17 protein-coding genes and 1 pseudogene are annotated in these 20,404 nt (G+C 43.1%); 11 read left to right on the top strand and 7 right to left on the bottom strand.

The window, feature by feature from the left end; all coding sequences use genetic code 11:
• Positions 1–24 precede the first annotated feature (24 nt).
• Together AXI57_RS05680 and glpT are read right to left on the bottom strand one after the other, a co-directional pair.
• The gene (locus AXI57_RS05680; RefSeq protein WP_061669505.1) at positions 25–912 is read right to left on the bottom strand and encodes a glycerophosphodiester phosphodiesterase; all 888 of its coding nucleotides are present in this window, start codon (positions 910–912) and stop codon (positions 25–27) included.
• Positions 913–1,078: 166 nt separating this feature from the next.
• The gene (gene glpT, locus AXI57_RS05675; protein ID WP_003327909.1) at positions 1,079–2,413 is read right to left on the bottom strand and encodes a glycerol-3-phosphate transporter; all 1,335 of its coding nucleotides are present in this window, start codon (positions 2,411–2,413) and stop codon (positions 1,079–1,081) included.
• A 443-nt stretch (positions 2,414–2,856) separates the two neighbouring features.
• Here glpT and AXI57_RS05670 point away from each other — a divergent pair, with 443 nt between their 5' ends.
• The gene (locus AXI57_RS05670; protein ID WP_003327910.1) at positions 2,857–3,096 is read left to right on the top strand and encodes a DUF2651 family protein; all 240 of its coding nucleotides are present in this window, start codon (positions 2,857–2,859) and stop codon (positions 3,094–3,096) included.
• Between the two features lie 189 nt (positions 3,097–3,285).
• On the opposite strand, the gene AXI57_RS05665 is transcribed toward AXI57_RS05670, so the two are convergent.
• The 3 genes and pseudogenes from AXI57_RS05665 to AXI57_RS21920 all read right to left on the bottom strand — a co-directional run.
• The gene (locus AXI57_RS05665) at positions 3,286–3,714 is read right to left on the bottom strand and encodes a hypothetical protein (RefSeq protein ID WP_061669504.1); all 429 of its coding nucleotides are present in this window, start codon (positions 3,712–3,714) and stop codon (positions 3,286–3,288) included.
• 67 nt (positions 3,715–3,781) lie between these two features.
• The gene (locus tag AXI57_RS05660; RefSeq protein WP_061669503.1) at positions 3,782–5,968 is read right to left on the bottom strand and encodes a glycoside hydrolase domain-containing protein; all 2,187 of its coding nucleotides are present in this window, start codon (positions 5,966–5,968) and stop codon (positions 3,782–3,784) included.
• A gap of 108 nt (positions 5,969–6,076) precedes the next feature.
• Positions 6,077–6,179: pseudogene (locus tag AXI57_RS21920) on the bottom strand (hypothetical protein); the annotation flags it as partial.
• A 182-nt stretch (positions 6,180–6,361) separates the two neighbouring features.
• Between AXI57_RS21920 and AXI57_RS05650 the strand changes: the two are divergent.
• Both AXI57_RS05650 and purT read left to right on the top strand, forming a co-directional pair.
• Positions 6,362–7,417 carry an iron-containing alcohol dehydrogenase family protein gene (locus AXI57_RS05650; protein WP_061669502.1) on the top strand — a complete coding sequence of 352 codons (1,056 nt, stop codon included), beginning with the start codon at positions 6,362–6,364 and terminating at the stop codon, positions 7,415–7,417.
• Positions 7,418–7,531: 114 nt separating this feature from the next.
• The gene (gene purT / locus AXI57_RS05645) at positions 7,532–8,686 is read left to right on the top strand and encodes a phosphoribosylglycinamide formyltransferase 2 (protein WP_061669501.1); all 1,155 of its coding nucleotides are present in this window, start codon (positions 7,532–7,534) and stop codon (positions 8,684–8,686) included.
• A gap of 39 nt (positions 8,687–8,725) precedes the next feature.
• Here purT and AXI57_RS05640 read toward each other — a convergent pair whose 3' ends face one another.
• Positions 8,726–9,499, bottom strand: coding sequence for a SurA N-terminal domain-containing protein (locus AXI57_RS05640; protein WP_061669500.1), 774 nt, complete (start codon positions 9,497–9,499; stop codon positions 8,726–8,728).
• A 436-nt stretch (positions 9,500–9,935) separates the two neighbouring features.
• Between AXI57_RS05640 and AXI57_RS05635 the strand changes: the two genes are divergently transcribed.
• The 4 genes from AXI57_RS05635 (at position 9,936) to AXI57_RS05620 (ending at position 12,873) form a co-directional block, all read left to right on the top strand.
• On the top strand, positions 9,936–10,808 hold the full coding sequence (locus AXI57_RS05635; RefSeq protein ID WP_061669499.1) for an alpha/beta fold hydrolase: 873 nt from the start codon (positions 9,936–9,938) through the stop codon (positions 10,806–10,808).
• A 265-nt stretch (positions 10,809–11,073) separates the two neighbouring features.
• The gene (gene pssA, locus AXI57_RS05630; protein WP_003327934.1) at positions 11,074–11,607 is read left to right on the top strand and encodes a CDP-diacylglycerol--serine O-phosphatidyltransferase; all 534 of its coding nucleotides are present in this window, start codon (positions 11,074–11,076) and stop codon (positions 11,605–11,607) included.
• A complete protein-coding gene (locus AXI57_RS05625; protein WP_003327936.1) occupies positions 11,598–12,086 on the top strand; it encodes a DedA family protein in 489 nt (162 codons plus the stop codon). The genes pssA and AXI57_RS05625 overlap by 10 nt, the downstream gene beginning before the upstream one ends.
• Positions 12,079–12,873, top strand: a complete 795-nt coding sequence (locus tag AXI57_RS05620; RefSeq protein WP_061571006.1) for a phosphatidylserine decarboxylase — start codon at positions 12,079–12,081, stop codon at positions 12,871–12,873. Before AXI57_RS05625 ends, AXI57_RS05620 begins: the two co-directional genes overlap by 8 nt.
• A 44-nt stretch (positions 12,874–12,917) precedes the next feature.
• Here the strand turns inward: AXI57_RS05620 and gdhA are convergent, their stop codons facing one another.
• The gene (gene gdhA / locus AXI57_RS05615; protein ID WP_061669498.1) at positions 12,918–14,300 is read right to left on the bottom strand and encodes an NADP-specific glutamate dehydrogenase; all 1,383 of its coding nucleotides are present in this window, start codon (positions 14,298–14,300) and stop codon (positions 12,918–12,920) included.
• A gap of 312 nt (positions 14,301–14,612) precedes the next feature.
• On the opposite strand from gdhA, the gene AXI57_RS05610 reads away from it, so the two are divergent.
• The 4 genes from AXI57_RS05610 to AXI57_RS05595 all read left to right on the top strand — a co-directional run bounded on the left by AXI57_RS05610 (position 14,613) and on the right by AXI57_RS05595 (position 20,321).
• The gene (locus AXI57_RS05610; RefSeq protein ID WP_061669497.1) at positions 14,613–14,894 is read left to right on the top strand and encodes a hypothetical protein; all 282 of its coding nucleotides are present in this window, start codon (positions 14,613–14,615) and stop codon (positions 14,892–14,894) included.
• Between the two features lie 248 nt (positions 14,895–15,142).
• The gene (locus AXI57_RS05605; protein WP_061669496.1) at positions 15,143–17,824 is read left to right on the top strand and encodes a S8 family peptidase; all 2,682 of its coding nucleotides are present in this window, start codon (positions 15,143–15,145) and stop codon (positions 17,822–17,824) included.
• Positions 17,825–17,965: 141 nt separating this feature from the next.
• Positions 17,966–19,306: an erythromycin esterase family protein gene (locus AXI57_RS05600; protein WP_061669544.1), complete on the top strand. Its 1,341-nt coding sequence runs from the start codon at positions 17,966–17,968 to the stop codon at positions 19,304–19,306.
• Positions 19,307–19,436: 130 nt separating this feature from the next.
• The gene (locus tag AXI57_RS05595; RefSeq protein WP_061669495.1) at positions 19,437–20,321 is read left to right on the top strand and encodes a helix-turn-helix domain-containing protein; all 885 of its coding nucleotides are present in this window, start codon (positions 19,437–19,439) and stop codon (positions 20,319–20,321) included.
• Positions 20,322–20,404: the final 83 nt, after the last annotated feature.

The raw sequence follows: 20,404 nt of genomic DNA, 5'->3' as shown, positions 1-20,404 counted from the left end.
NNAGGTTTTTTTATATCATTTTTGTTACTTTTTATAGGATTTTTTCACATGATGAAACACATCCGGGTAATTCGTAAACACCCCGGTAACTCCCAAGTTCAGCAGATGACGCATATCAGGTTCTGTGTTCACAGTATAAGGGTGCAGCAGAAGGCCGTGGCTGCGGATTTTTCGGACATTTTCAGCGTTCAGCGCTTTATAATCCGGTCCCGCCCCAACCGCGTATGTTTTCATTTCTGCTAACTCAGAATCTGTCATAGATGCAATCTGTTCTGCTTCTAATAACTGAACAGTCGGCAAGTTAGCATTCAATTGATGAATTTTTAACAGGCTTTCTTTACTGAAAGATTGAATGATAACTTGTCCCGGCTTTTTATGTTTTCCTATCAGTTTATGTTTTTGTAAGGAAGCGATCAGTTTTTCTTCCATACCAGGATACGTATCAGGCGATTTTGTTTCAATGTAATAGTTGGCATGCTTTCCGAAATGGTCTAATACCTCATCCAATGTAGGAACTTGAAGGCCGACGTACCGAGCCTTTGCTTTTTCCGGATAGGCTTCATTAAACCATGATCCCGCGTCAAGCTGCTTGATTTCTGCAAGCGTGTAGTCTTTGACCCAGCCTTCTCCGTTTGTGGTACGGTCTAATTTTTCATCATGCATCACAATTAACTTGCCGTCTTTTGTCATCTGTAAATCCAATTCAATATAATCGGCTTTCATTTTTTGGGCCGTTTCGTAGGACAATATCGTGTGCTCCGGCACATATCCGGAAGCTCCCCGGTGAGCGACAGTCAGGATACGGTCAGGAGACAGCAGGTTCCCCTTTGACTTGGCAGAGACAGGCGGACAAATAAATGCCACCAAGCTAAAAGACAACAATACCAAAACTAGTAATCTATTTTTCCTCATTCTATAATCCCCCTTAAGTTAAACAGTGCAGCAATTGTGACCCATCCCCATCATAAAAAAACGATATGAATAGCGTTTTTAGAAAATATTAATTTTTTATTTATTTTCGTTAAGATTTTTTCAATTTTTGCTGCTGTATGGACGAGCTTAAAATCATAATACTTTCTTAAACATGCTCCGCTCTTTTTCCTGTATTCCATGTTAGCGACAAGAACACAATAGCCAGCACACAAGAAGAGATAAGCATGATAAAGCCGCCAGTCCAGTCATACTGGTCAACGACAAATCCCATTACCGCATTGGCGAAGGCTGATCCTCCGATATAGCCAAAGAATCCGGTCAAACCCGCAGCTGTTCCGGCGGCTTTTTTCGGTGCGAGGTCAATGGCTTGCAAACCAATCAGCATAACAGGTCCGTAGATTAAGAAGCCGATGCTGATGAGAGCAATGTTATCTACCAACGGATTGCCCGCAGGATTTAGCCAATACACCAATACGGCGATGAAAACACCCGCCATAAACAAAACGCCTGCCGGTGCGCGGCGGCTTTTGAAAAAGCGGTCACTGATCCAGCCGCATAAGATGGTTCCCGGAATTCCTGCATATTCATAAAGGAAATAAGACCAGCGAGAATCTTCCGGAGAAAATCCTTTTGCTTCGGTTAAATAGGTAGGCGCCCAGTCGACGACACCGTACCGCACAAAATATACAAACACATTCGCAAATGCGATATACCAAAGAAATTTGTTGTTAAGAACGTATTGAAAAAGGATTTCTTTGGTGGTCATTTCTTTTTCTTGATCTTTAAAAGCGTGTTTCGGGTAATCATTTCGATACTCTTCAATTGGCGGAAGACCGACAGATTGAGGTGTGTCCCGAACAAGAAGAACAATCAAAAATGAGATAATAATAGCGATGATAGCCGGAAAGAAGAACACGCTTTTCCAAGTTACAAACATAGCGATTCCAAGAGTGACAAGAGGCGCAAGAATACCGCCGCCTATATTGTGGGCGACATTCCATATCGACATTTTGGTGCCGCGTTCACTGATGGAAAACCAATGGGCCATCGTCCTTCCGCATGGAGGCCAGCCCATTCCTTGAAACCAACCATTGATAAACATAAAGATAAACATGATGGTGACGCTTGAGGTCACCCAAGGCATAGAAACAAACAAAATATTGACAATGGCAGATAAAAATAAGCCCGTCGCGAGGAAATACCTCGGGTTACAGCGGTCAGACACCATCCCCATGATGAACTTACTGAATCCGTAAGCAATGGACACAGCGGCAAGCACCAATCCCAGTTCAGATTTTGAAAACCCTTCTTCCTGAAGATATGGGATCGCAAAAGCGAAATTTTTCCGAAGCAGATAGTAGCCTGCATAGCCTATGAAAATCCCCATAAACACTTGCAGTCTTAAACGCTTGTAAGCTGCATCCGTCTTTGATTCATCCAGTCTCTCGATATGCGGAGCCGGTTTGAAAATATTAAACATATAATCCTCCCCTTTATTGGAAATAGTTCAGTATGTCTGTACGACATTCCTCTCTTCAAAAAACAAAAAGAGCCAGAAAATCCCCCTTTCAAAAGGGGTGGTATCTTCTGGCTCTCCTCATCTCCGTCCAACTTATTAACTTGTGTGTGATAGCGCTTTCTTAAATTATCACAGTCCGCAGAAAATGTAAATAGTTTGTCACATTTCAATTTTAAAGTTTTTTAGATTAAAGGTCTGAGATGTGAGACAGCGGTGCAAGGCTGTTTTTTCAGGGACTGTAAAGGGTAAGTGGTAAAGGAATATACTGGGATGTCGATTGAAGGCCGTATACAATCTACTTAAAGTATTATAGGTTTTGTGAAATGTTTGTGTAAAAAATATCTTTTTAGTGATCATATCCTTAAGCAAACATATGATGAAGTGATATAAGAGGAGGTTCTTTTATGGATGAGTTAGATCTTGCGTTTGTCGTTTTGCCGCTTGGCATTATTGTATTATCCATCGTGGGGACGTATTTATTTAAAAAAAAGTACATTATGCCGTTGTTCAGTTTGATTATTTCTCTTGTTCTCACTTTTACTGTTTTTAATGCTTCTTTTTTAGGATGGGCTGTTATTTATAGCTTGGCCTCACTTGTTGTTTCGTACATTACGATGGCTGTGATACAAAGAAAATCATTATGAACTCAGCAGTTAATGAAAAAAAAGCTGTCATAAATGTAGCATGTTCTATTGCTTGATTCTGATGATGGAGGGATCTGGAAAGGAAACTGCATCTGTATCTAATAAGAATATAAAGAAAAGCAGATCGGATGTGGATCTGCTTTTCTCATTTACAAAGAATGTGAGAAAGGAATTTATACCAATGCAGATTTATTTATTAATGCTGTCTTTATATTTATTTTCTAAAATAAATTCTATCATCCCAACAATCCTAGCGTGTTCAGATTTCTTTTTGAAGTTTTGGGAAATTTGAATGGCTTTTGCGTTTTTAAAGCAAGAGGCGAGCCAGATGAATCCTATCACGACAAGAAATAATCTGAAAGATAAACTCCATACATGGGGCATTTCATTAGTTACAAAATACATAAATAAAGTAACCAATGTTCCATAGACTACGATTTTTATACTATGGATAAGTGTCAGTTGAGGCTCGCTAAAGAATATTTTTAATTGATTAAGCATGAAAGAGTCCTGTTTTTTTAAAAAAGCCAGTAGTTCATTATCATTTTTACTATACTGTAGTAAAATGGATTCTGCTGTTTTTTGGGTTTCTTTGTATGTTTGTTGATCTAGATTCATACAGTTCCTCCTTAAAAATCAGAGCACTACATGATTAACTGTATCGTTATCATGTAGTGCTAAGCTATTATTTATTTGCGGAAGGGAATAAAGCTAAAAATGCACTTATAAACGCTGTAGCACCTCCTACTACTACTGCTTCAGGAGCAGCTGTTATTAAGACAATAACTCCTAATACCACACCCGCTCCTATAGCCGTGCCAGTAAGAATTGATTCCCAATCTGGTGAAAAAACTGTTTCTGTTTCTGGTAATTGGAAATGCTTTTGTTTTATTTTAAATGTAATAGTAGTAGTAAGTCCAGTTGTAGCCCCGTCCCCTGTCGGAATGTCTGGTGTATATACTTTAAATTGAATATCTAGTGAATCAGCGGATGGATGAATATATATTTCTATAAAACCATTTCTAACTGATAGACTGATGTTATTTAATAAATTTTGGTAAGAATCCATTTGTGATGCTGTTAATGACGTTTGTGTATCCCCTAACAAACCAGTAATATATGCCCCAGGTTTCCCATTTGTAACACTTATCGTATTTGGCGACCCTTCACTAGGTATTGTAGCTAAAAGTGAAGTGGATAAGATGATATCCAAATTCGGTGATGTGAAAATCGTTTCAGTCGTATCAAATTCAAACATAGCATTAGCAAGCCCCGTTAAATTGTCTAACGCCGGAATGCTGGACAGGATATTCGTTAATGTACGTAATCGAGCGTCGTAAACGGGGTCAGATGGAGGTTCAACGCTTGCAACAGCCTTATCTCTGCCGGAAAAGCTATCTTTATCAATCGCGATGCTTCCGTCTCCGCTCCCGATTGTTCCCTCATAAAATTGATCAAACGCCCAGTTATCCGGCATTGGGTAGCCGAGGTTGCCGCTGAAACCTGTTGACATATTTGCGACAAAACTATATTTTGTTAACTCTGCCTCTGCTGTTCGGATACAGATGTTTCGCGGGCCGTACACTCCGATCTCATATTTAGGCGCAGTAGAAAATGTCTGCATTTTCGCAAAAGCTGACTTGATTTCTTGGAAATAAGGAATAATTTTATCTGTTACTTCATAATCGTAGGCATCAAAATCGACTGCAAAATAAATGGTCGTTCCTGATGGGAAGCCTAGTCTGCGTGCCGCTGATGCAGCACTATACGCATCTCTTGTTCCTTGGTCTTTTACAAAGTAAGAGGATTCGTAGCCGCCGTCTTGATAAATAGGAAAGACTCTTAAGCCTGCGTCAAAAATGGTTGAAAGCTCTTTTGCCGTCAGTGCTTTTGATGCGAGGCCGCTGCTTGTACGCACATTTCCTGTCAAATATCTACCTACAATCTTATATCCGTTGTTACGCAGTGTTTGAGCTGTTTCTGCTGTTAATATAGTGGCTGTATCACAGGCGGAAGCTGTTCGTGTTGTGTCGCCTGAACTTGATAATAAAGCTTTAATTGTCGGCATATCCGCATAACCGGTTTGAGGCAGGCACATGAACTCTTGAAACGCTTTGACTGCTGAAACTACACCGACACCATATTTGCCGTCAAATTCACCAGGATCGAATGATTTACCATTACAATAAAGGGCATATTGGACAATCAGAACAAACCCTGTTCTCGAATCTCCGGGAGTCAATGTAGGGCATAGGTTTGTAGTGCCGTTGCCAAAGAAACCATTCGCGACACTTGTACTCATGCCCTCTTCTTTTTGCAGCGCATAAATGAGCGCTTTATTTGTGTCACGGGCATATAATCCATCACAAGGCATTAAACCGATGTAGTCATTATAATCTCGGTTTAAGTTTTGTTGAATCTGACGGACTCTTGAATTCCCTCCAGGTACAAGTCTAAAAGCGCTCATGTCCAATAAGGCTTTCATAATTAATGCTGTTACAACACCGTCCTGTGTTGTGAGACCGGCAGCTTTCTGAAATTTCTTTACAGCGTTTTCCGTTTGCTCAAAGAAAACGCCTGTAAATCCGCCCGGACTAAAACCTTTGCACCAAAGCGCTCCTTGCAAAATATAATTCATGTTGTTTGGTTCTGAATCAGGTGCTTGCCGTTTCAATGGCTTAAATAACTTTTGTGTCGTCGGACCAAAGTTATCGGCCGGTTCTGATATTCCCAGTTCAATTTGAAGGGCTCGTGTCAGCCCGTAGATCGTCTGCCAGCCTGTTTTCCCATTCTCTTCCACGGTGTTGTACCCATGCTTTCCGCCGTATGTTTCGTTCAGCCATTCCTGTGTTTGTAATACCATTTCATCCATCGTAATTCCTCCATTCTGTTTTGTGCGTTCATTCATAGGTGGCAAACATAGGACAAAAGGAAAAAAGGATGCTGGTTATGCATCCCGCCTGTAAATCCGTTCCTCCTTCTATTTCGGTTTTGGTTTCAGCTCTGAAATGTAGAGTCCCAACAGTGTAAGCGCTCCTCCCAGAAGAGCCATCCAAGTCATTCTCTTGCAGAATTTCAGCGCTTATGCCATTGATGGCTGGTGTGCTGTAAAAGGCGGCGGAAAAAGAAGCGGGATATTGTCTTGATTTGCGCGTCAACGGAGGGACTCCTCCACAGGCGCTGATCAGCGATTCTTGTGTCATAGATGTTTGACAACTTTTTCATGAGAGTGAGATGATGGGTAGAAAAAAGAGGAGAGATTCATATGCAGCCTGAAGATATTGTGCGAAGCGGTCCGAATCAATACGTATGTAAGGAAGGAATCGTAAAAGAGCTTCAGGAGTTTTTGAATGGATTTCACCATCCTGTCGTGGTCACCGGAAATAAATCATATGAAGCGTTTACAACGTATACGGCGCTCCCTTCAGAATGGAAAGTGATTCAGCATGAGGGGTATAGCTCACCTGAAGCGATCCGCGGGATTGCTGAGGAAGCAGGTGAAGCAGATGTCTTGATCGGGATTGGCGGTGGAACGGTTTTAGACACAGCGAAAGCGGCGGCTGATCGTTTAGATATAGAAGTGATAACCATTCCGACGATTCCCGGAACATGCGCGGCGAGCACGCCGTTAAGCGTGATCTACGATGAACAAGGTAATTTTATCAGGGTGAATTATCATAAGCGCTCAAGTTATGTGACGCTCGTTGATCCGTTATTGCTTCTTTCTTCACCGATTGAATATGTCAAAAGCGGAATCGGTGATACTCTCGCCAAGTGGTATGAAGCGGAAGCAGTTGTCAGGAACACAAAGGACTCTCTTTCCTTGATGGTCCAAGCGGGTTTAAGGCAATCCGTCTATATTCGCGATATCTTATTGAACGAAGGCCTTCAGGCGGTGGAAAGCATTGAAAAAGGAGAGTCCTCCTCTTCTTTAACGAATGTCTTGGAAACGATTATTACACTTGCGGGCACTGTGGGCGGCTATGCGGGGCGCTATGGCAGAATGGCAGGGGCTCACGCGATTCATAACGGGCTTAGCTTTATTCAAGAAACCCATCATGTGCTGCACGGGCAAAAGGTCGCGTATGGAATATTGGTGCAGCTTGCCCTAGAAGCGCGGACAAACGAAATTCAGGAGATCATTCCGTTTTATCAAAAGCTTGGCTTCCCGGTAAAGCTGAGCGATTTAGGCATACTGGAAAATCAGGAGCAAGCGAAACGGGATATCGCCGCACATGCTTGTAAGCCGGAGGAATCTCTATGCTTAATGGGGGCATTTAGTGAAGCGGAAGTCATTGCGGCGATCGAGTCTTTAGAATAAAGAGTGAAAAAGGCAAAATAAGACCAGTTTCTTATCTTGCCTTTTTTAATTGGAAAATTCATTTTTCTAATATTTCAGTTTATAATGATTGGTGAATAGAGGAGGGCTAAAGACATGTATCAATCAAAGAAGGTTTTGTTACTGGGTTCAGGCGAATTGGGGAAAGAGGTAGTCATTGAAGCGCAGCGTCTTGGGGTGGAGACGGTGGCGGTTGATAGTTATGAGCATGCGCCGGCCATGCAGGTTGCGCATAAAAGCTATGTTGTTGATATGCTGAATCGGGAGCAGATCAGAGAAGTGATTGAGAAAGAAAAACCGGATTTGATTGTGCCTGAGGTGGAGGCAATCGCCACGGACGAGCTGTTGAAGCTTGAGGCAGAAGGATTCCGCGTCATTCCGAATGCGCGTGCGGCAAAGCTTACGATGGATCGGGAAGGCATCAGAAGGCTGGCGGCTGAAACCTTGGGTCTGTCAACGGCCGGCTATGAGTTTGCGGATACATATGAAGAATTCACTCAAGCGGCAGGTCAGATTGGCTTTCCCTGTGTTGTGAAGCCGCTTATGAGCTCTTCAGGCAAAGGGCAGAGTGTGTGCCGCTCAGAAGACGATTTGGAAGGCTGCTGGGAAATGGCAATGGAAGGCGGAAGAGTGAAAAACGGCAGAGTCATTGTGGAGGAATTTATTCCCTTTGAATCAGAAATCACGCTTCTTACTGTACGTGCGGTGAACGGTACTGCGTTTTGCGCGCCGATCGGGCATGTCCAAAAGGACGGAGACTATATTGAATCATGGCAGCCTCATCAAATGACAGAACAGCAAATTGAAGAGGCGAAGCATATTGCGAAGACGATTACGGATGAGCTTGGCGGATACGGTTTGTTCGGCGTAGAGCTTTTCCTAGCGAAAAATAAAGTCTATTTCAGCGAAGTGTCCCCCCGTCCGCATGATACAGGGCTGGTCACGCTCGTCACACAGCCGCTGTCAGAATTTGCGCTGCACATACGGGCCATCTTAGGATTTCCGATCCCGGAAATTACACAGCTTTCGGCGGGAGCGAGCCGCCCGCTGAAAGCGCCGGAAGAGCTGGCGGATTACACAGTAAGCGGACTGGAACAAGCTTTGGCAGTGCCGAATACCCAGGTTCGCGTATTTGGAAAACCTGTCACAAAAATCGGGCGCCGCATGGCGGTTGCGCTCTCTGCCGCGGACACAGTCGAAAAAGCGAGAGAAAACGCGAAGCAAGCACTGAATCATTTGACTGTAGAATAATTGAAAAAAGGCGGTTTCCCAAGGGAACCGCCTTTTTTCTTATATTTTAATTTCCACTTTCGCGTTTTTCTTGAGTTTTTCCACTTGTTTCACAAGCTTTTCCTGTTGCTTTTGCTGCTCAAGCTGCTGCTTGATCTGCGTTTTTACCTCAGACAGCTTTGGAAGCTTTTGACCTTCGCTGCTACCTTGCTTGGCGGCGTATTGATCATAATAGTCTTTCACTTCTTTATCGGTTACTTTATCTTTCGGTACTTCTTTTTCGACATATTTTTCGTATTTAATGTTGTCCGCCAGTTCTGATTTCAGTTTCGTTGTATTCAAACCTGCCTTTTTAAGGGCAGCGTTAAATTCTTTATCGCTTTTGTACTGTTTTTTGCTTTCGGCGAGTTGTTTGTCGACTTCTTTATCAGATGCTTTGTAGCCTTTTTTATTGGCCTCTTGAAGCAGAAGTGTCTGCCCGACGAGGCTGTTGATGGTTTGTTTCTTGATTTGCTTTGCTGCATCTTTTGAAGTCGGGTCCTGCCCGCTTTGCTGATATTGCGTTTGCGCGGACGTCAGCACGCTGTTATAGTCACTGCCCGTCAGTTTTTCATTATTGACAACGGCAACGGTTTTCTTATCGTCTGTTTTTTGCTTATCCAGCTTTTTCTGCATGGCTTCCATCTGCTTTGCCTGATCCTGCTGCTGTTCAGTCTGAGCTGATTTTGTTTGATCCGCAGCGTTTGCTTCTTTTTTTCCTTCGTCATTTGATCCGCAAGCTGTTAGAGCCAATGCCATTGCACCTATTAATAGAGGGGACATCAATGATTTCATCGTGTATCTCCTTTCATCAATCAATAAAATGATCTAGTGCGCATTCTAAATGATCTTGAGTGAAAAAGAAACCATTTGGGCGTAATTTTCCAATTTGTAATCAGATTGAAACGTTTCGTAATGTTTTTAATCTATATTAGAAGACTATATACCGGAAAAAGCGAATATGAGATAATAACTGGGTATATTTTCTTATATGAAATCGTGAGAGATTAGAGCAGCACTCGCTCTGGGTCAATCTTGCGCTTTACATAGCAGCTATTTTATTAAGGGAATTGGAAGCCGTTTATTATTGAAGAAACCTATTTTCGGGGCTGCCGGTTTTACTTCCAATGAAGAAAAATATGTACATAAGTATTTTCATGCATACTGCGGGTAACATTGTGTCTCCTGCATTAGCATTTCGAATTCTTTTATAAATGAAAGGGGAATTTCAATGTCACATAATAAAATCACAAGTAAAAGCGGTGCGCGTTTTTATCAAGCTTATGATGAGAGTCTTTCTTTGTGGCCGGTGGCATATGACACTTTCCATGTCTCTACAAGTTTCGGCCAAACTCATATTATAGCAAGCGGTCCAAAGGATGCACCGCCGCTTATATTGCTGCACGGCGCTTTGTTCAGCTCGGTGATGTGGTATCCGAATATAGCGGATTGGAGCAGCCGCTATCGGACGTATGCGGTTGATATCATAGGTGATAAGAATAAAAGCATGCCTGAAAAGCCTTGCAATACAAGGGCAGATTATGCCGTCTGGTTATCGGAGGTGTTTGATTGTCTCGGATTAGAAAAGGCTCATGTTGCGGGGCTTTCGCTAGGCGGGCTTCATGCTGTGAATTTTGTCATGGAAGCACCTGAGCGAGTAGAGCGCGCTGTCATCATGAGTCCGGCTGAGGCATTTATACCGTTTCACCCTGACTTTTACAAATATTCAATGGGCCTCGCTCAGCCTGACGGAGTTGAAGCGTTTTTACAATGGATGATGGCGGATCGGTTTGATTTGCATCCCGCCTTTGAAAAGCAGTTTCAAGCGGGGATCATGTGGCAGAATCCGCAAAGAGGACTGAAGCCGAAAGAAAATGGATTTCCATATGTGTTTTCTGATCAGGAATTAAAATCGGTAACGGTCCCGATGCTGTTGATGACCGGGGAATATGAGGTGGTTTTTGATCAAGAATTGGCTTTGCGGCGGGCTGCGGCACTGGTTCCCCATATTGAAACAGAAATGGTGAAAGGGGCGGGCCATGTACTAACAATGGAGCAGCCTGAGTACGTCAATAAACGTGTTTTAGCGTTTTTGGGGGAATGATTTCCCCTTTAACGCGCCAGAGAGTGTTATAGATTGTAAGAAAGATTGGTCAATAGGTATGCGGAATGAGAGACTGCCCTTGTCCAAATCCTAATAAATGTAGTATAATGAAAGAATTTGGTGTGTGTATTTTCATGAGTCTCTATGAAAGTAATTGAATTCCATAAATTTAAGCTTTTTTATGAACCAATTGCCTTCTTTTGAAATATTCAGGATCAAAGGCTTTATATAAAACGGTTTCTTTTAGCGGAGGTGTGGATAAACTGTGAATTATATACCTAGTATGATTACAATTGGAAATTTTATTTGCGGGCTTTTAGCTATTCATTCCCTATTGTTTCATAACATTCATTCAGCAGTCATATTCATTTTTACCGGTATGTTTCTTGATTTTTTTGACGGTATGGCAGCTCGAAAACTGAATGCCGTTTCGGATGTCGGCAGGGAGCTGGATTCCTTTGCCGATCTGGTGACGTTTGGAGTGGCGCCGTCAATGCTGGCCTATTCTGTGTCACTGTATACGCTGCCGTTTCTCGGCATTTTTTGTGCCTTGGCGTACAGCGTCTGCGGGATGATTCGTCTATCGAAATTTAATGTGGAGCAAAGTAAATTGCCGACATTTATTGGTATGCCGATTCCCTTTGCGGGAATGTGTTTAACGATTTTAAGTTTTATTAACAATTCAATATTGCTGGTGCTGGGTACATGCATACTGTCTTACTTAATGGTCAGCAGAGTAAAATTCCCTCATTTTAAAAAACATGCAGCTGAAAATTTGGAGAGAAGAAGATGGAGTTAGTCCAAGATCTGTTATCTCAATATGGCTACATTGCCATTTTTTTTATGCTGACGTTAGGGATTGTCGGCTTGCCGATTCCTGATGAGGTGATGATGACGGTCGTTGGATATTTTACGAACAGTGATGTATTAAATTATGAACTTGCCCTGTTATGCAGCTTTTTCGGCGCGCTGGCAGGGATGATTATCAGTTATTTTATCGGCAAAAAAGCGGGGCGCCCGTTCATAGACAAGTATGGGAAATGGGTTGGGCTGAAAGAAAAAAGAATGGTGAAAGTGGAAAGATGGATGAAGAAATACGGTCCGTACTCGATTATTTTGGGTTATTTTATTCCGGGTGTCAGACATGTGACCTGTTACTTCTCCGGAATTGGCAAAATGGAATTTAAAACGTATCTTTCATTTGCGGCGATTGGCGCTTTTTTGTGGTGTTTTATTTTTATTACTATCGGAAAGTGTATAGGAGTTATCAATGTTTAAACATGCAGCCTTAAAGATTTTTTACCGATCATTCATTGAACTGACAAATAATCCTTTAACCTCCAGGCTATTAAAGCGTTTTTGTGAATCGAAAATGAGCAAACCGATGATACCGTTATTTTCAAAGTATTATCATATTAACTGGAATGACGTAAATGGGTCTGCGGCTGAATACGAGACGCTCTCAGCCTTATTTATACGTAATATTAATCTAGAGCTTCGGCCTGTTGCTCAAGAGGAAAACGCCGTTGTCAGCCCTGTTGACGGTGTGGTTCAGACGGTGGGGAAAATCAATTCGAATCAGACATACAGAGTGAAAGGGAAGGATTATTCATTCGCTGAGCTGACCGGATTTAATAGTATGGAACACAATTACAACGGCGGCTATTTTGCGGTTCTGTATTTGAGTCCCAGACATTATCATCGGTTTCACTCCCCGATCAGCTGTACTTATCAAAAGTTAGCGGAGCTTGGGAAGCGATCATATCCGGTGAACCAATTAGGTCTGACGTATGGCAAGGATGTGCTTTCTAAAAATTATCGGTACGTGTATGAGCTTACTGGAGAGAGGCAGAAAATGCTGATGATTCCTGTGGGAGCGATGAATATTAATACCATTGTGCAAACCAGTGCCAAGGATCATTTGAAACTGGGAGAGGAACTGGGGTATTTTTCGTTTGGCTCGACAGTCATTTTAATTTTTGAAAAACATGCTTTTGAGCCGGCCGCTGATCTGACAGAAGGACGGGAAGTGCAAGTGGGACAGGCAATTGGCTACGTGAAATAAATAAAGAGGCGCCGGCTTTTGATAAGCCCGGCGCTTTTTTGCTTTTATATAACGCCTTGAGAAACCATGGCATCTGCTACTTTTAGGAATCCGGCGATATTCGCGCCTGTGACCAGGTCTCCCGGCTGGCCATATTTTTCAGCCGCTGTCATACTGTCACGATAAATATTGATCATAATATCGTGCAGTTTGGCATCTACTTCTTCCGCCGGCCAAGACAATCTGGCGCTGTTTTGCGCCATTTCAAGGGCTGACACGGAGACACCGCCCGCATTGGCTGCTTTCGCAGGGCCGAAAAGAATTTGATTGCTTCTGAAAACCTCGATGGCTTCCAATGTAGATGGCATGTTCGCACCTTCTCCAACAGCCTTTACGCCGTTTCTCACGAGGATGTTTGCGGCTGTCTCGTCAATTTCATTTTGTGTGGCGCACGGCAAAGCGATGTCACATGGAATGGACCATATACCAGAACCGCCTTCGGCATACTGCGCTTGCGGATGCTCTTTCACATACTCGCTGAGCCGATGGCGTTCAACCTCTTTTAAGCGCTTCAGTGTACCGAGGCTGATGCCGTTTTCGTCATAAATATAGCCGTTTGAATCGCTGCATGCCACAACGGATGCACCAAGTTCTGCGGCTTTTTCCATCGCGTAGATGGCCACATTTCCAGAGCCGGAAACAACAACTGTGCTGCCTTCAAAAGTAAGGCCATTGTCTTTCAATAGCTCTTGCATAAAGTAAACCGTGCCGTAGCCGGTAGCTTCTGTGCGGATTAAGCTTCCGCCAAAGCCGGGGCTTTTCCCTGTTAATACGCCGGCCTCATAGCCGCCTTTTATTTTCTTATACTGTCCGAACAGGTACCCGATTTCTCTCGCCCCGACACCGATATCGCCAGCAGGCACATCCTGATCCGGTCCTATGTATTTACAGAGCTCGGTCATGAAGCTTTGGGTAAAGCGCATCACTTCTCCGTCTGATTTCCCTTTTGGATCAAAGTCTGATCCCCCTTTTCCTCCCCCGATCGGCTGGCCCGTTAAGGAGTTCTTGAAAATTTGCTCAAATCCCAGAAATTTTGTAATGCTGGCATTGACGGAGGGGTGGAACCGCAAACCGCCTTTGTAAGGGCCGATCGCGCTGTTGAACTGTACACGGAACCCGCGGTTGACCTGAACGCAGTCCTGATCATCAACCCATGGGACGCGAAACGTAATCATTCGTTCAGGTTCTGCGATTCTTTCAAGGATATTGTGTTTGATGTATTCTGGATGTTTGGCTAAGACTGGCGGGAGGGAATCGAATATTTCCTTTACTGCTTGAAGAAACTCTGCTTCATGAGGGTTGCGCTGCTCCACAGCTTTATACACTTTATTCACATAATCTGCTGCGGCCTGTAAGTCGGATTGTTTTACATCTTCTAAGGTAGGCATGTTTCAGTTCTCCTTTTCCATCAAGTATTAAAAAATAATGGAGATAATCTGACAAATAAGTTGATATGTTTTGTTAGATTTCATATTGTGGTACATTTTACAAGTTTGGCTATCTCTAATCAATATGGAAAATAGATGAAACTCATGCTGGTATGAGATGGATCACCATTCAAATGAAAAAACAGGGAAAAAAGCTTCAATAAATGCGGGAGAATAGAAACAAATGCAAACAGGAGCGCATGTAGAAAATCTGACAAACGAACAGATTGGCAGATGATTTCTGGCGGCGTATCATTGTAAGGGGTGATGATAATGGAAGAACAACTGATGAACTGGATACAGCATTTTCAGCATACGGGGGATCACGAAGCCCTCCTGAACCTTCGGGTAGCGTGCTGGCCGGTTGTAGAGACTCTCATTGGTGAGCTTGTAAAAGAAAATGAACCGGAAAAAGCAGATGAGCTGCGGCAAAAAGGAATGAAACGTTTTCCGTTTATCATAGGTAAGTACCGGCAAGAGGTGCAATTACCTATCGAGACGTTTTTGCGGAATACGTATCGCTTTTATTTTCAGCAGGTTATGCGAGAAAAATAAAACGAGGCGCTTTTTACATAAATTTTTATGTAAGATTCGGATTTCTCAGGTCCTATAAACGTGTTTTTTTCTATCTATCTTTCAGTATAAATTATAGACTGATTAGATTACAAAACCATCATAGAATCCCGATTCTCTTGAAAAAACTGCTCTATTCTTCAATTCGAAACTAGTCCTATTTACTGTTTAAGGCGTATTTGCATTCATGATAACCTGCTAAAAGATTCAATTTTTCAGGAGGTTATCAAATGAAAAATCAGAAAATCAGTCCGCTTTTGGTATTGGTTCTTACAGGTATGCTGCTATTCGGCTTGTTTATGCCTGCTAAAGCAAGCAAAGCCGCTGCGGAAAATGGAATCGACCAAGCAGTCAGCCTGAACAAAGGCAAAGAAGCAGAGGGAACACTAGAAAAACCTGAGCAGTCACAATGGTATAAAATATCTCCTTCAAAAGAGGAAATCTCCAAGGATTCTCACATGAAGCTGAAAGTAAAGAGCAATGAGCTTCTGGCAGTTTCTGTTTACTCCAGTAAAGAAAAGGCGAAGCAAGATGACACTTTTGATCAATATCGAGTGAGCACGGCCGCGGAACAGAAGGCTGAAGTCAACGTTCCCCATGCGTGGGAAGGGCCTTACTACATAAAAGTGGAATATCTCGGTGAAGAAGAACCTCCAGAAGGCGAGGTGCAATCCGAAGCACCGGGAAAAGCGACATATACGATCGGCTATGACGGGATCACAATTCAGCCATCAGATCAAGAGGCGGCTTCTCAGGAAGAGTGCCCGGTTGAACTGAGTGTGGATCAAAAAAAGTCAGGAAAGACGATCCTGTCACAGCTGCGCACCATTCGAGACCAATGGCTGAACAAGACGGAGGAGGGCAAGAAGCTGTCAGGGCTATACTATAAAACAGCACCATTCCTTGTCTCCCATCTGGTTGCAAACAAGGATGACCGAAACGCTGTTTATCAGAACCTTGTGACGTTAAAGCCGCTCTTTAAAGACGTGGCGGAAAACGGCGCAAACAGCTCACATACAGTAACAGAAAAAGAACAAAAAGCGATCAACAGCCTCTACAAAATGACCCTGCAATCTGTGCCTGACTTTATAAAAGAAGACATGGAAAAACAGGCTGAAAAGATCGGATTAACAAGCCTTGAAGGGAAATCGTCAGGCTATTTGATTTCCAAACAAAAGCTCGCGCCGGAAAGCGCCGGCCAAACGAGTAAAGTCATTGTCAAAATGAAGCATGGAAAAAGACTGAGCTCTCTGCAAAAAAGCATGAAGGGCTACGGCATACAATCAAATGAGGTATCCAGCCCGGATAAGAGCGATGAGCTGTTTGATGATATGTATTCACTGGATATCAAAGGTGAAAAAGAGTCTGACGGCACATTTAAAGCTCAAGCAGAAAGCACGGCGGAGAAGCTGTCCAACATGCCGGGTGTTGAATTTGCGGAGCCTGTGCAAACCTATCGCAGCCTTTCTAACGATGTTCAATATCCGCATCAATGGCCGCTTCATAACTCGGGAAAAGATGGCGGAAATAGCGGATCTGATGTGAAATTTGAGGCGATGCAAAATCTGCTCGGCAAGAAAACATTACAAGATACGCTGATCGCGGTTGTCGATACGGGAGTCGACAGCACTTTAGCTGATTTAAAAGGAAAAGTCCGTACAGATTTAGGCAAAAACTTTGTCGGCCGGAACGATAACGCGCTCGACGATCAAGGGCACGGCACACATGTATCCGGCATTATTGCGGCACAGCAGGATAACGGTTACTCGATGGCAGGATTGAATGCCCATGCACAGATCATTCCGGTAAAAGTGTTGGATTCTACAGGAATGGGAGATACAGAACAAATTGCTTTGGGAATTAAATATGCGGTCGATCAAGGTGCGAAAGTCATTAACCTAAGCCTTGGCGGCGGATACAGCCGCGTGCTTGAGTATGCCTTGAATTATGCGGCGTCTCACGGTGTCACAGTGGCTGCAGCGAGCGGAAATGAAGCCGCGCCGGAAGTTGGTTATCCAGCTTCATCACGCTATGCCATTTCCGTCGGAGCTACAAACAAGCTTGATGTCATATCAGAATTCTCTAATTATGGCGAAGGATTAGATTTGGCGGCGCCTGGATCAGATATTCCAAGCCTTGTTCCAAACGGAAATGTGACATACATGAGCGGGACTTCTATGGCCACTCCTTATGTCACAGCCGCGGCAGGTTTGCTGCTTTCTCAAAATCCAAGCTTAACACCAAGTGAAGTTGAAAAAATCCTTGATGAAACGGCCGATAATATCACATTTGACAGTGTGGACGGCGGCGGAGAAGCTCCGACAGATGAAAACGGTGATCCGATGACAGATCCGAAAATCCCCGGCATTGACTGGTACTCAGGCAACGGGCGTCTGAACGCGTTCCATGCGGTAAGCGCGGTTGAATTAGATATGGCAGTCAATCAGGTGAAGGATAATCAGCAAAAGGTCAAAGGTTCTGCAAAAGAAGGCACAAAAATCGAAGTGGTGAGCGGGACCAAGACATTGGGCACAGCAACTGCCGGAGCAGACGGAACCTATCAAGTCAAAATCCCGCTGCAAAAGAAAAACGCGGTTCTTCATGTGAAAGGAACAAAAGGAAAAGCTGAAACATCAATAAAGACAGTCGTAAAAGAAGGACAGCCCCCGGCCAAGCCGGAAGTCGGCTCAGTCACGGTAAATGACACGGCTGTCACAGGAAAAGCAAGCGCCAATGCCAATATTAAAGTGATGGATAAATCGAAAAAAGGATTGGCATCAGCTAAAGCAGACAGCAAAGGCAAATTTTCTGTGAAGATAGCAAAGCAAAAAGCGGGAACAGTGCTGTACGTCACAGCAACCGATACCACGAAAAAGGAAAGTGAACCGGTAAAAGTGGTAGTGGAAAGTTAAAGATAGCTTGATTGGAATCAGCTTGTTGATCGAGCCTTTTGAGGCAGGTCAACAAGCTTTTTTATTTGGGAACGGAAACTTTTGTTATATCTATCTCGTAACAAAGAGGAAGATAGAGTGATCAAAAAGGAGAGATTTCAATTGAAAAGCACGTTATTGAAAGTGACCATGCTGCTGCTCAGTATTTGTTTGTTGTTCACCCCCTTGACCGCCTCAGTCCAAGCCGCTGCCGGAGAGAAGGATATCAAACATTGGGAGCGGTGGATCAAACGAAACGCGCATCCTATAGAAATGTCAGATTCTTCACAGAAAGATTTGCGATTTTTAAAGAACGTTTTAAAAGATAAACGAATTGTTCAACTGGGAGAAACCACACATGGCGCTGCCGAGATGAACCAAACAAAAGTCCGTCTGATCAAATATCTTCACGAACATTTAGGCTATGATGTGATTGCATTTGAATCAGGGTTTTCCGACACCAATGCCTCTTATCGCAATATGGATCAATTATCTGCCAGGGGCCTAATGAAGGATTCTATTTTTGGTGTTTGGCACACTGAAGATGTGCTGGAATTATTTCAATATATCAAAGAACAAAAAGAAAAAGGAGACCCTCTCATTTTGACCGGTTTTGATATTCAAGATATGCCGGGCAAATTCAACAAGTCTGTTCATGATTTGTTTAAAAAAGTTGATCCTGCGAAAGCAGAGGAACTGACTCAAGCGGAAGACCAGTATTTCAGCCTTGTCTCCGACAGCAGCACCCTTGAAGAATTTCATAAGAAAAAAGTAGCGTTGGTTAAGGAATATAGTGAGTTATTAAAGTTTGTTGACAGCCATTCTTCAGCGTTTAAAGATCCCCGCCACCCAAAGTCTCTTGATATCGTAAAACATAGCCTCCAATTAAGGATGGAGATTATGGAGACGTATCTTTTACAAGAAATGAGAGAAAAGCTGGAGATATATCCAGAGCCAGACCAGATGGAGAATTTGACTTTCTTTTTGCGCGACAAGATGATGGCGGAGCAATTGGAGTGGGTGGCAGAGGAGTTATATCCTGATAAAAAAATCATGGTGTGGGGGCATAACTACCACCTGCGCAAGCAAAACACAAAGGTAATCAAAGACTGGATCCAAATAAGTGGTCCCAATATGGGTGATTATTTGCCGGAACGTATCAAAAAGCAAACCTATACCATTGGCATCTATGCGTATTCAGGTGAGAGTTTAGGTAATGACGGCACCATTGCGCCAGTCAATAGCTCGCATCAGCCAACAAGCTTGGAAGCCTTACTCAAAAGTGCCCGGCACCCATACACCTTCGTCGATTTCCTTCATACGAAAAACCGCAAAGGCACATCATGGATCTATACTCCGCGTACGGCTTTGTACTGGGGGAACAATGAAGAAGAGATGATATTAAAGGAGCAGTATGACGGTGTGATTTGGATTGAACATATTTCTCCTTCTGTTATTATCTAGTCCCGCATACTAGAGAAATTTAAAGTCCCTTGTCTAATAGCAGGGGATTTTTTTATGATGTCAGCAAAAATAATCAAAAAAATATTCTGGCTGTCATTTATTCTAATAAAGAAAGGAGCCGTGAGCCTGTATGTCTCATGAACAAATCATCCAAAAGACGATCGAGTGGATTGAATCTCATTTACACGAGCAGATGTCGGCCGAGGATATAGCGCATGTCGCCGGTTTTTCGAAATACCACTTTCACAGGATTTTTCAATCTGTGGTTGGGATGTCTGTCACTTCTTACATTCAGAGAAGACGCTTCGCAAACGCAGCGGCTGCCTTGCTGCATACAGACCATCGGATCTTAGATATTGCGCTGCTTTACCAATTTGAATCACAAGAAGCATTCACAAGGGCATTTAAGAAAATATATCATCTGCCGCCCGGTAAATATCGAAAAATCATGAAGAGTATCATATCGAAAAAGGAGGAATCATGGATGGAAAAGACAGTGAAAGGCTGGGTATTAAGCGGAAGCCACCCATTTCATTATGAAATGGGGGTTGATCATGAAAATGTTCATCAAGGAAAGGCATCGGGGTATGTAAAGTCTAAAACGGTACAGGATGCCGGTGAATTTGCGACGATGATGCAGCAGTTTAAAGCTGGGCGTTATATAGGAAAAAGAATCAGGCTCTCGGGGTTTATTCAGACGAAACAGGTTCAGCAATTTTCCTCACTTTGGATGAGGGTGGATAGTGCAGCGGGAGATATTCTTCAATTCGACAATATGAGTAATAGGCCGATTACCGGGACAACGAATTGGAATTATTATTCTGTTGTGTTAGATGTTCCGGAAAATAGCGCTGTAATTTCATTTGGCGTTTTATTATCCGGTCCGGGCCAGATTTGGATTGATCAAGTGTCTTTTGAAGAAGTGGATGAACATGTGCCGTCTACGAACATGGAAATGGCTTCTGAACTTTTGGAAGAACCCGTGAATTTATCGTTTGAAGAAGAGATGGAGTAAGAGAAACAGCAAATCAACCTATTAGTAAATTAATGGGAAAAATCGTATAAAAACGGTCAAAATCCTTTTCTGCCCCCATGTAT

This window comes from Bacillus atrophaeus (genome assembly GCF_001584335.1).
Taxonomy (GTDB): Bacteria; Bacillota; Bacilli; order Bacillales; family Bacillaceae; genus Bacillus; species Bacillus atrophaeus.
The sequence above is the reverse complement of the archived record's forward strand: the minus strand, read 5'-3'. Positions and strand labels throughout refer to the sequence as shown.

Coding starts and splice junctions, on each gene's coding strand:
- AXI57_RS05660 (WP_061669503.1), bottom strand. CDS start 5,968: ATGGATGAAATGGTATTACAAACACAGGAATGGCTGAACGAAACATAC.
- AXI57_RS05625 (WP_003327936.1), top strand. CDS start 11,598: ATGGAGTTAGTCCAAGATCTGTTATCTCAATATGGCTACATTGCCATT.
- AXI57_RS05680 (WP_061669505.1), bottom strand. CDS start 912: ATGAGGAAAAATAGATTACTAGTTTTGGTATTGTTGTCTTTTAGCTTG.
- purT (WP_061669501.1), top strand. CDS start 7,532: ATGTATCAATCAAAGAAGGTTTTGTTACTGGGTTCAGGCGAATTGGGG.
- AXI57_RS05670 (WP_003327910.1), top strand. CDS start 2,857: ATGGATGAGTTAGATCTTGCGTTTGTCGTTTTGCCGCTTGGCATTATT.
- AXI57_RS05640 (WP_061669500.1), bottom strand. CDS start 9,499: ATGAAATCATTGATGTCCCCTCTATTAATAGGTGCAATGGCATTGGCT.
- AXI57_RS05650 (WP_061669502.1), top strand. CDS start 6,362: ATGCAGCCTGAAGATATTGTGCGAAGCGGTCCGAATCAATACGTATGT.
- AXI57_RS05665 (WP_061669504.1), bottom strand. CDS start 3,714: ATGAATCTAGATCAACAAACATACAAAGAAACCCAAAAAACAGCAGAA.
- glpT (WP_003327909.1), bottom strand. CDS start 2,413: ATGTTTAATATTTTCAAACCGGCTCCGCATATCGAGAGACTGGATGAA.
- AXI57_RS05605 (WP_061669496.1), top strand. CDS start 15,143: ATGAAAAATCAGAAAATCAGTCCGCTTTTGGTATTGGTTCTTACAGGT.
- gdhA (WP_061669498.1), bottom strand. CDS start 14,300: ATGCCTACCTTAGAAGATGTAAAACAATCCGACTTACAGGCCGCAGCA.
- AXI57_RS05620 (WP_061571006.1), top strand. CDS start 12,079: ATGTTTAAACATGCAGCCTTAAAGATTTTTTACCGATCATTCATTGAA.
- AXI57_RS05610 (WP_061669497.1), top strand. CDS start 14,613: ATGGAAGAACAACTGATGAACTGGATACAGCATTTTCAGCATACGGGG.
- AXI57_RS05595 (WP_061669495.1), top strand. CDS start 19,437: ATGTCTCATGAACAAATCATCCAAAAGACGATCGAGTGGATTGAATCT.
- AXI57_RS05635 (WP_061669499.1), top strand. CDS start 9,936: ATGTCACATAATAAAATCACAAGTAAAAGCGGTGCGCGTTTTTATCAA.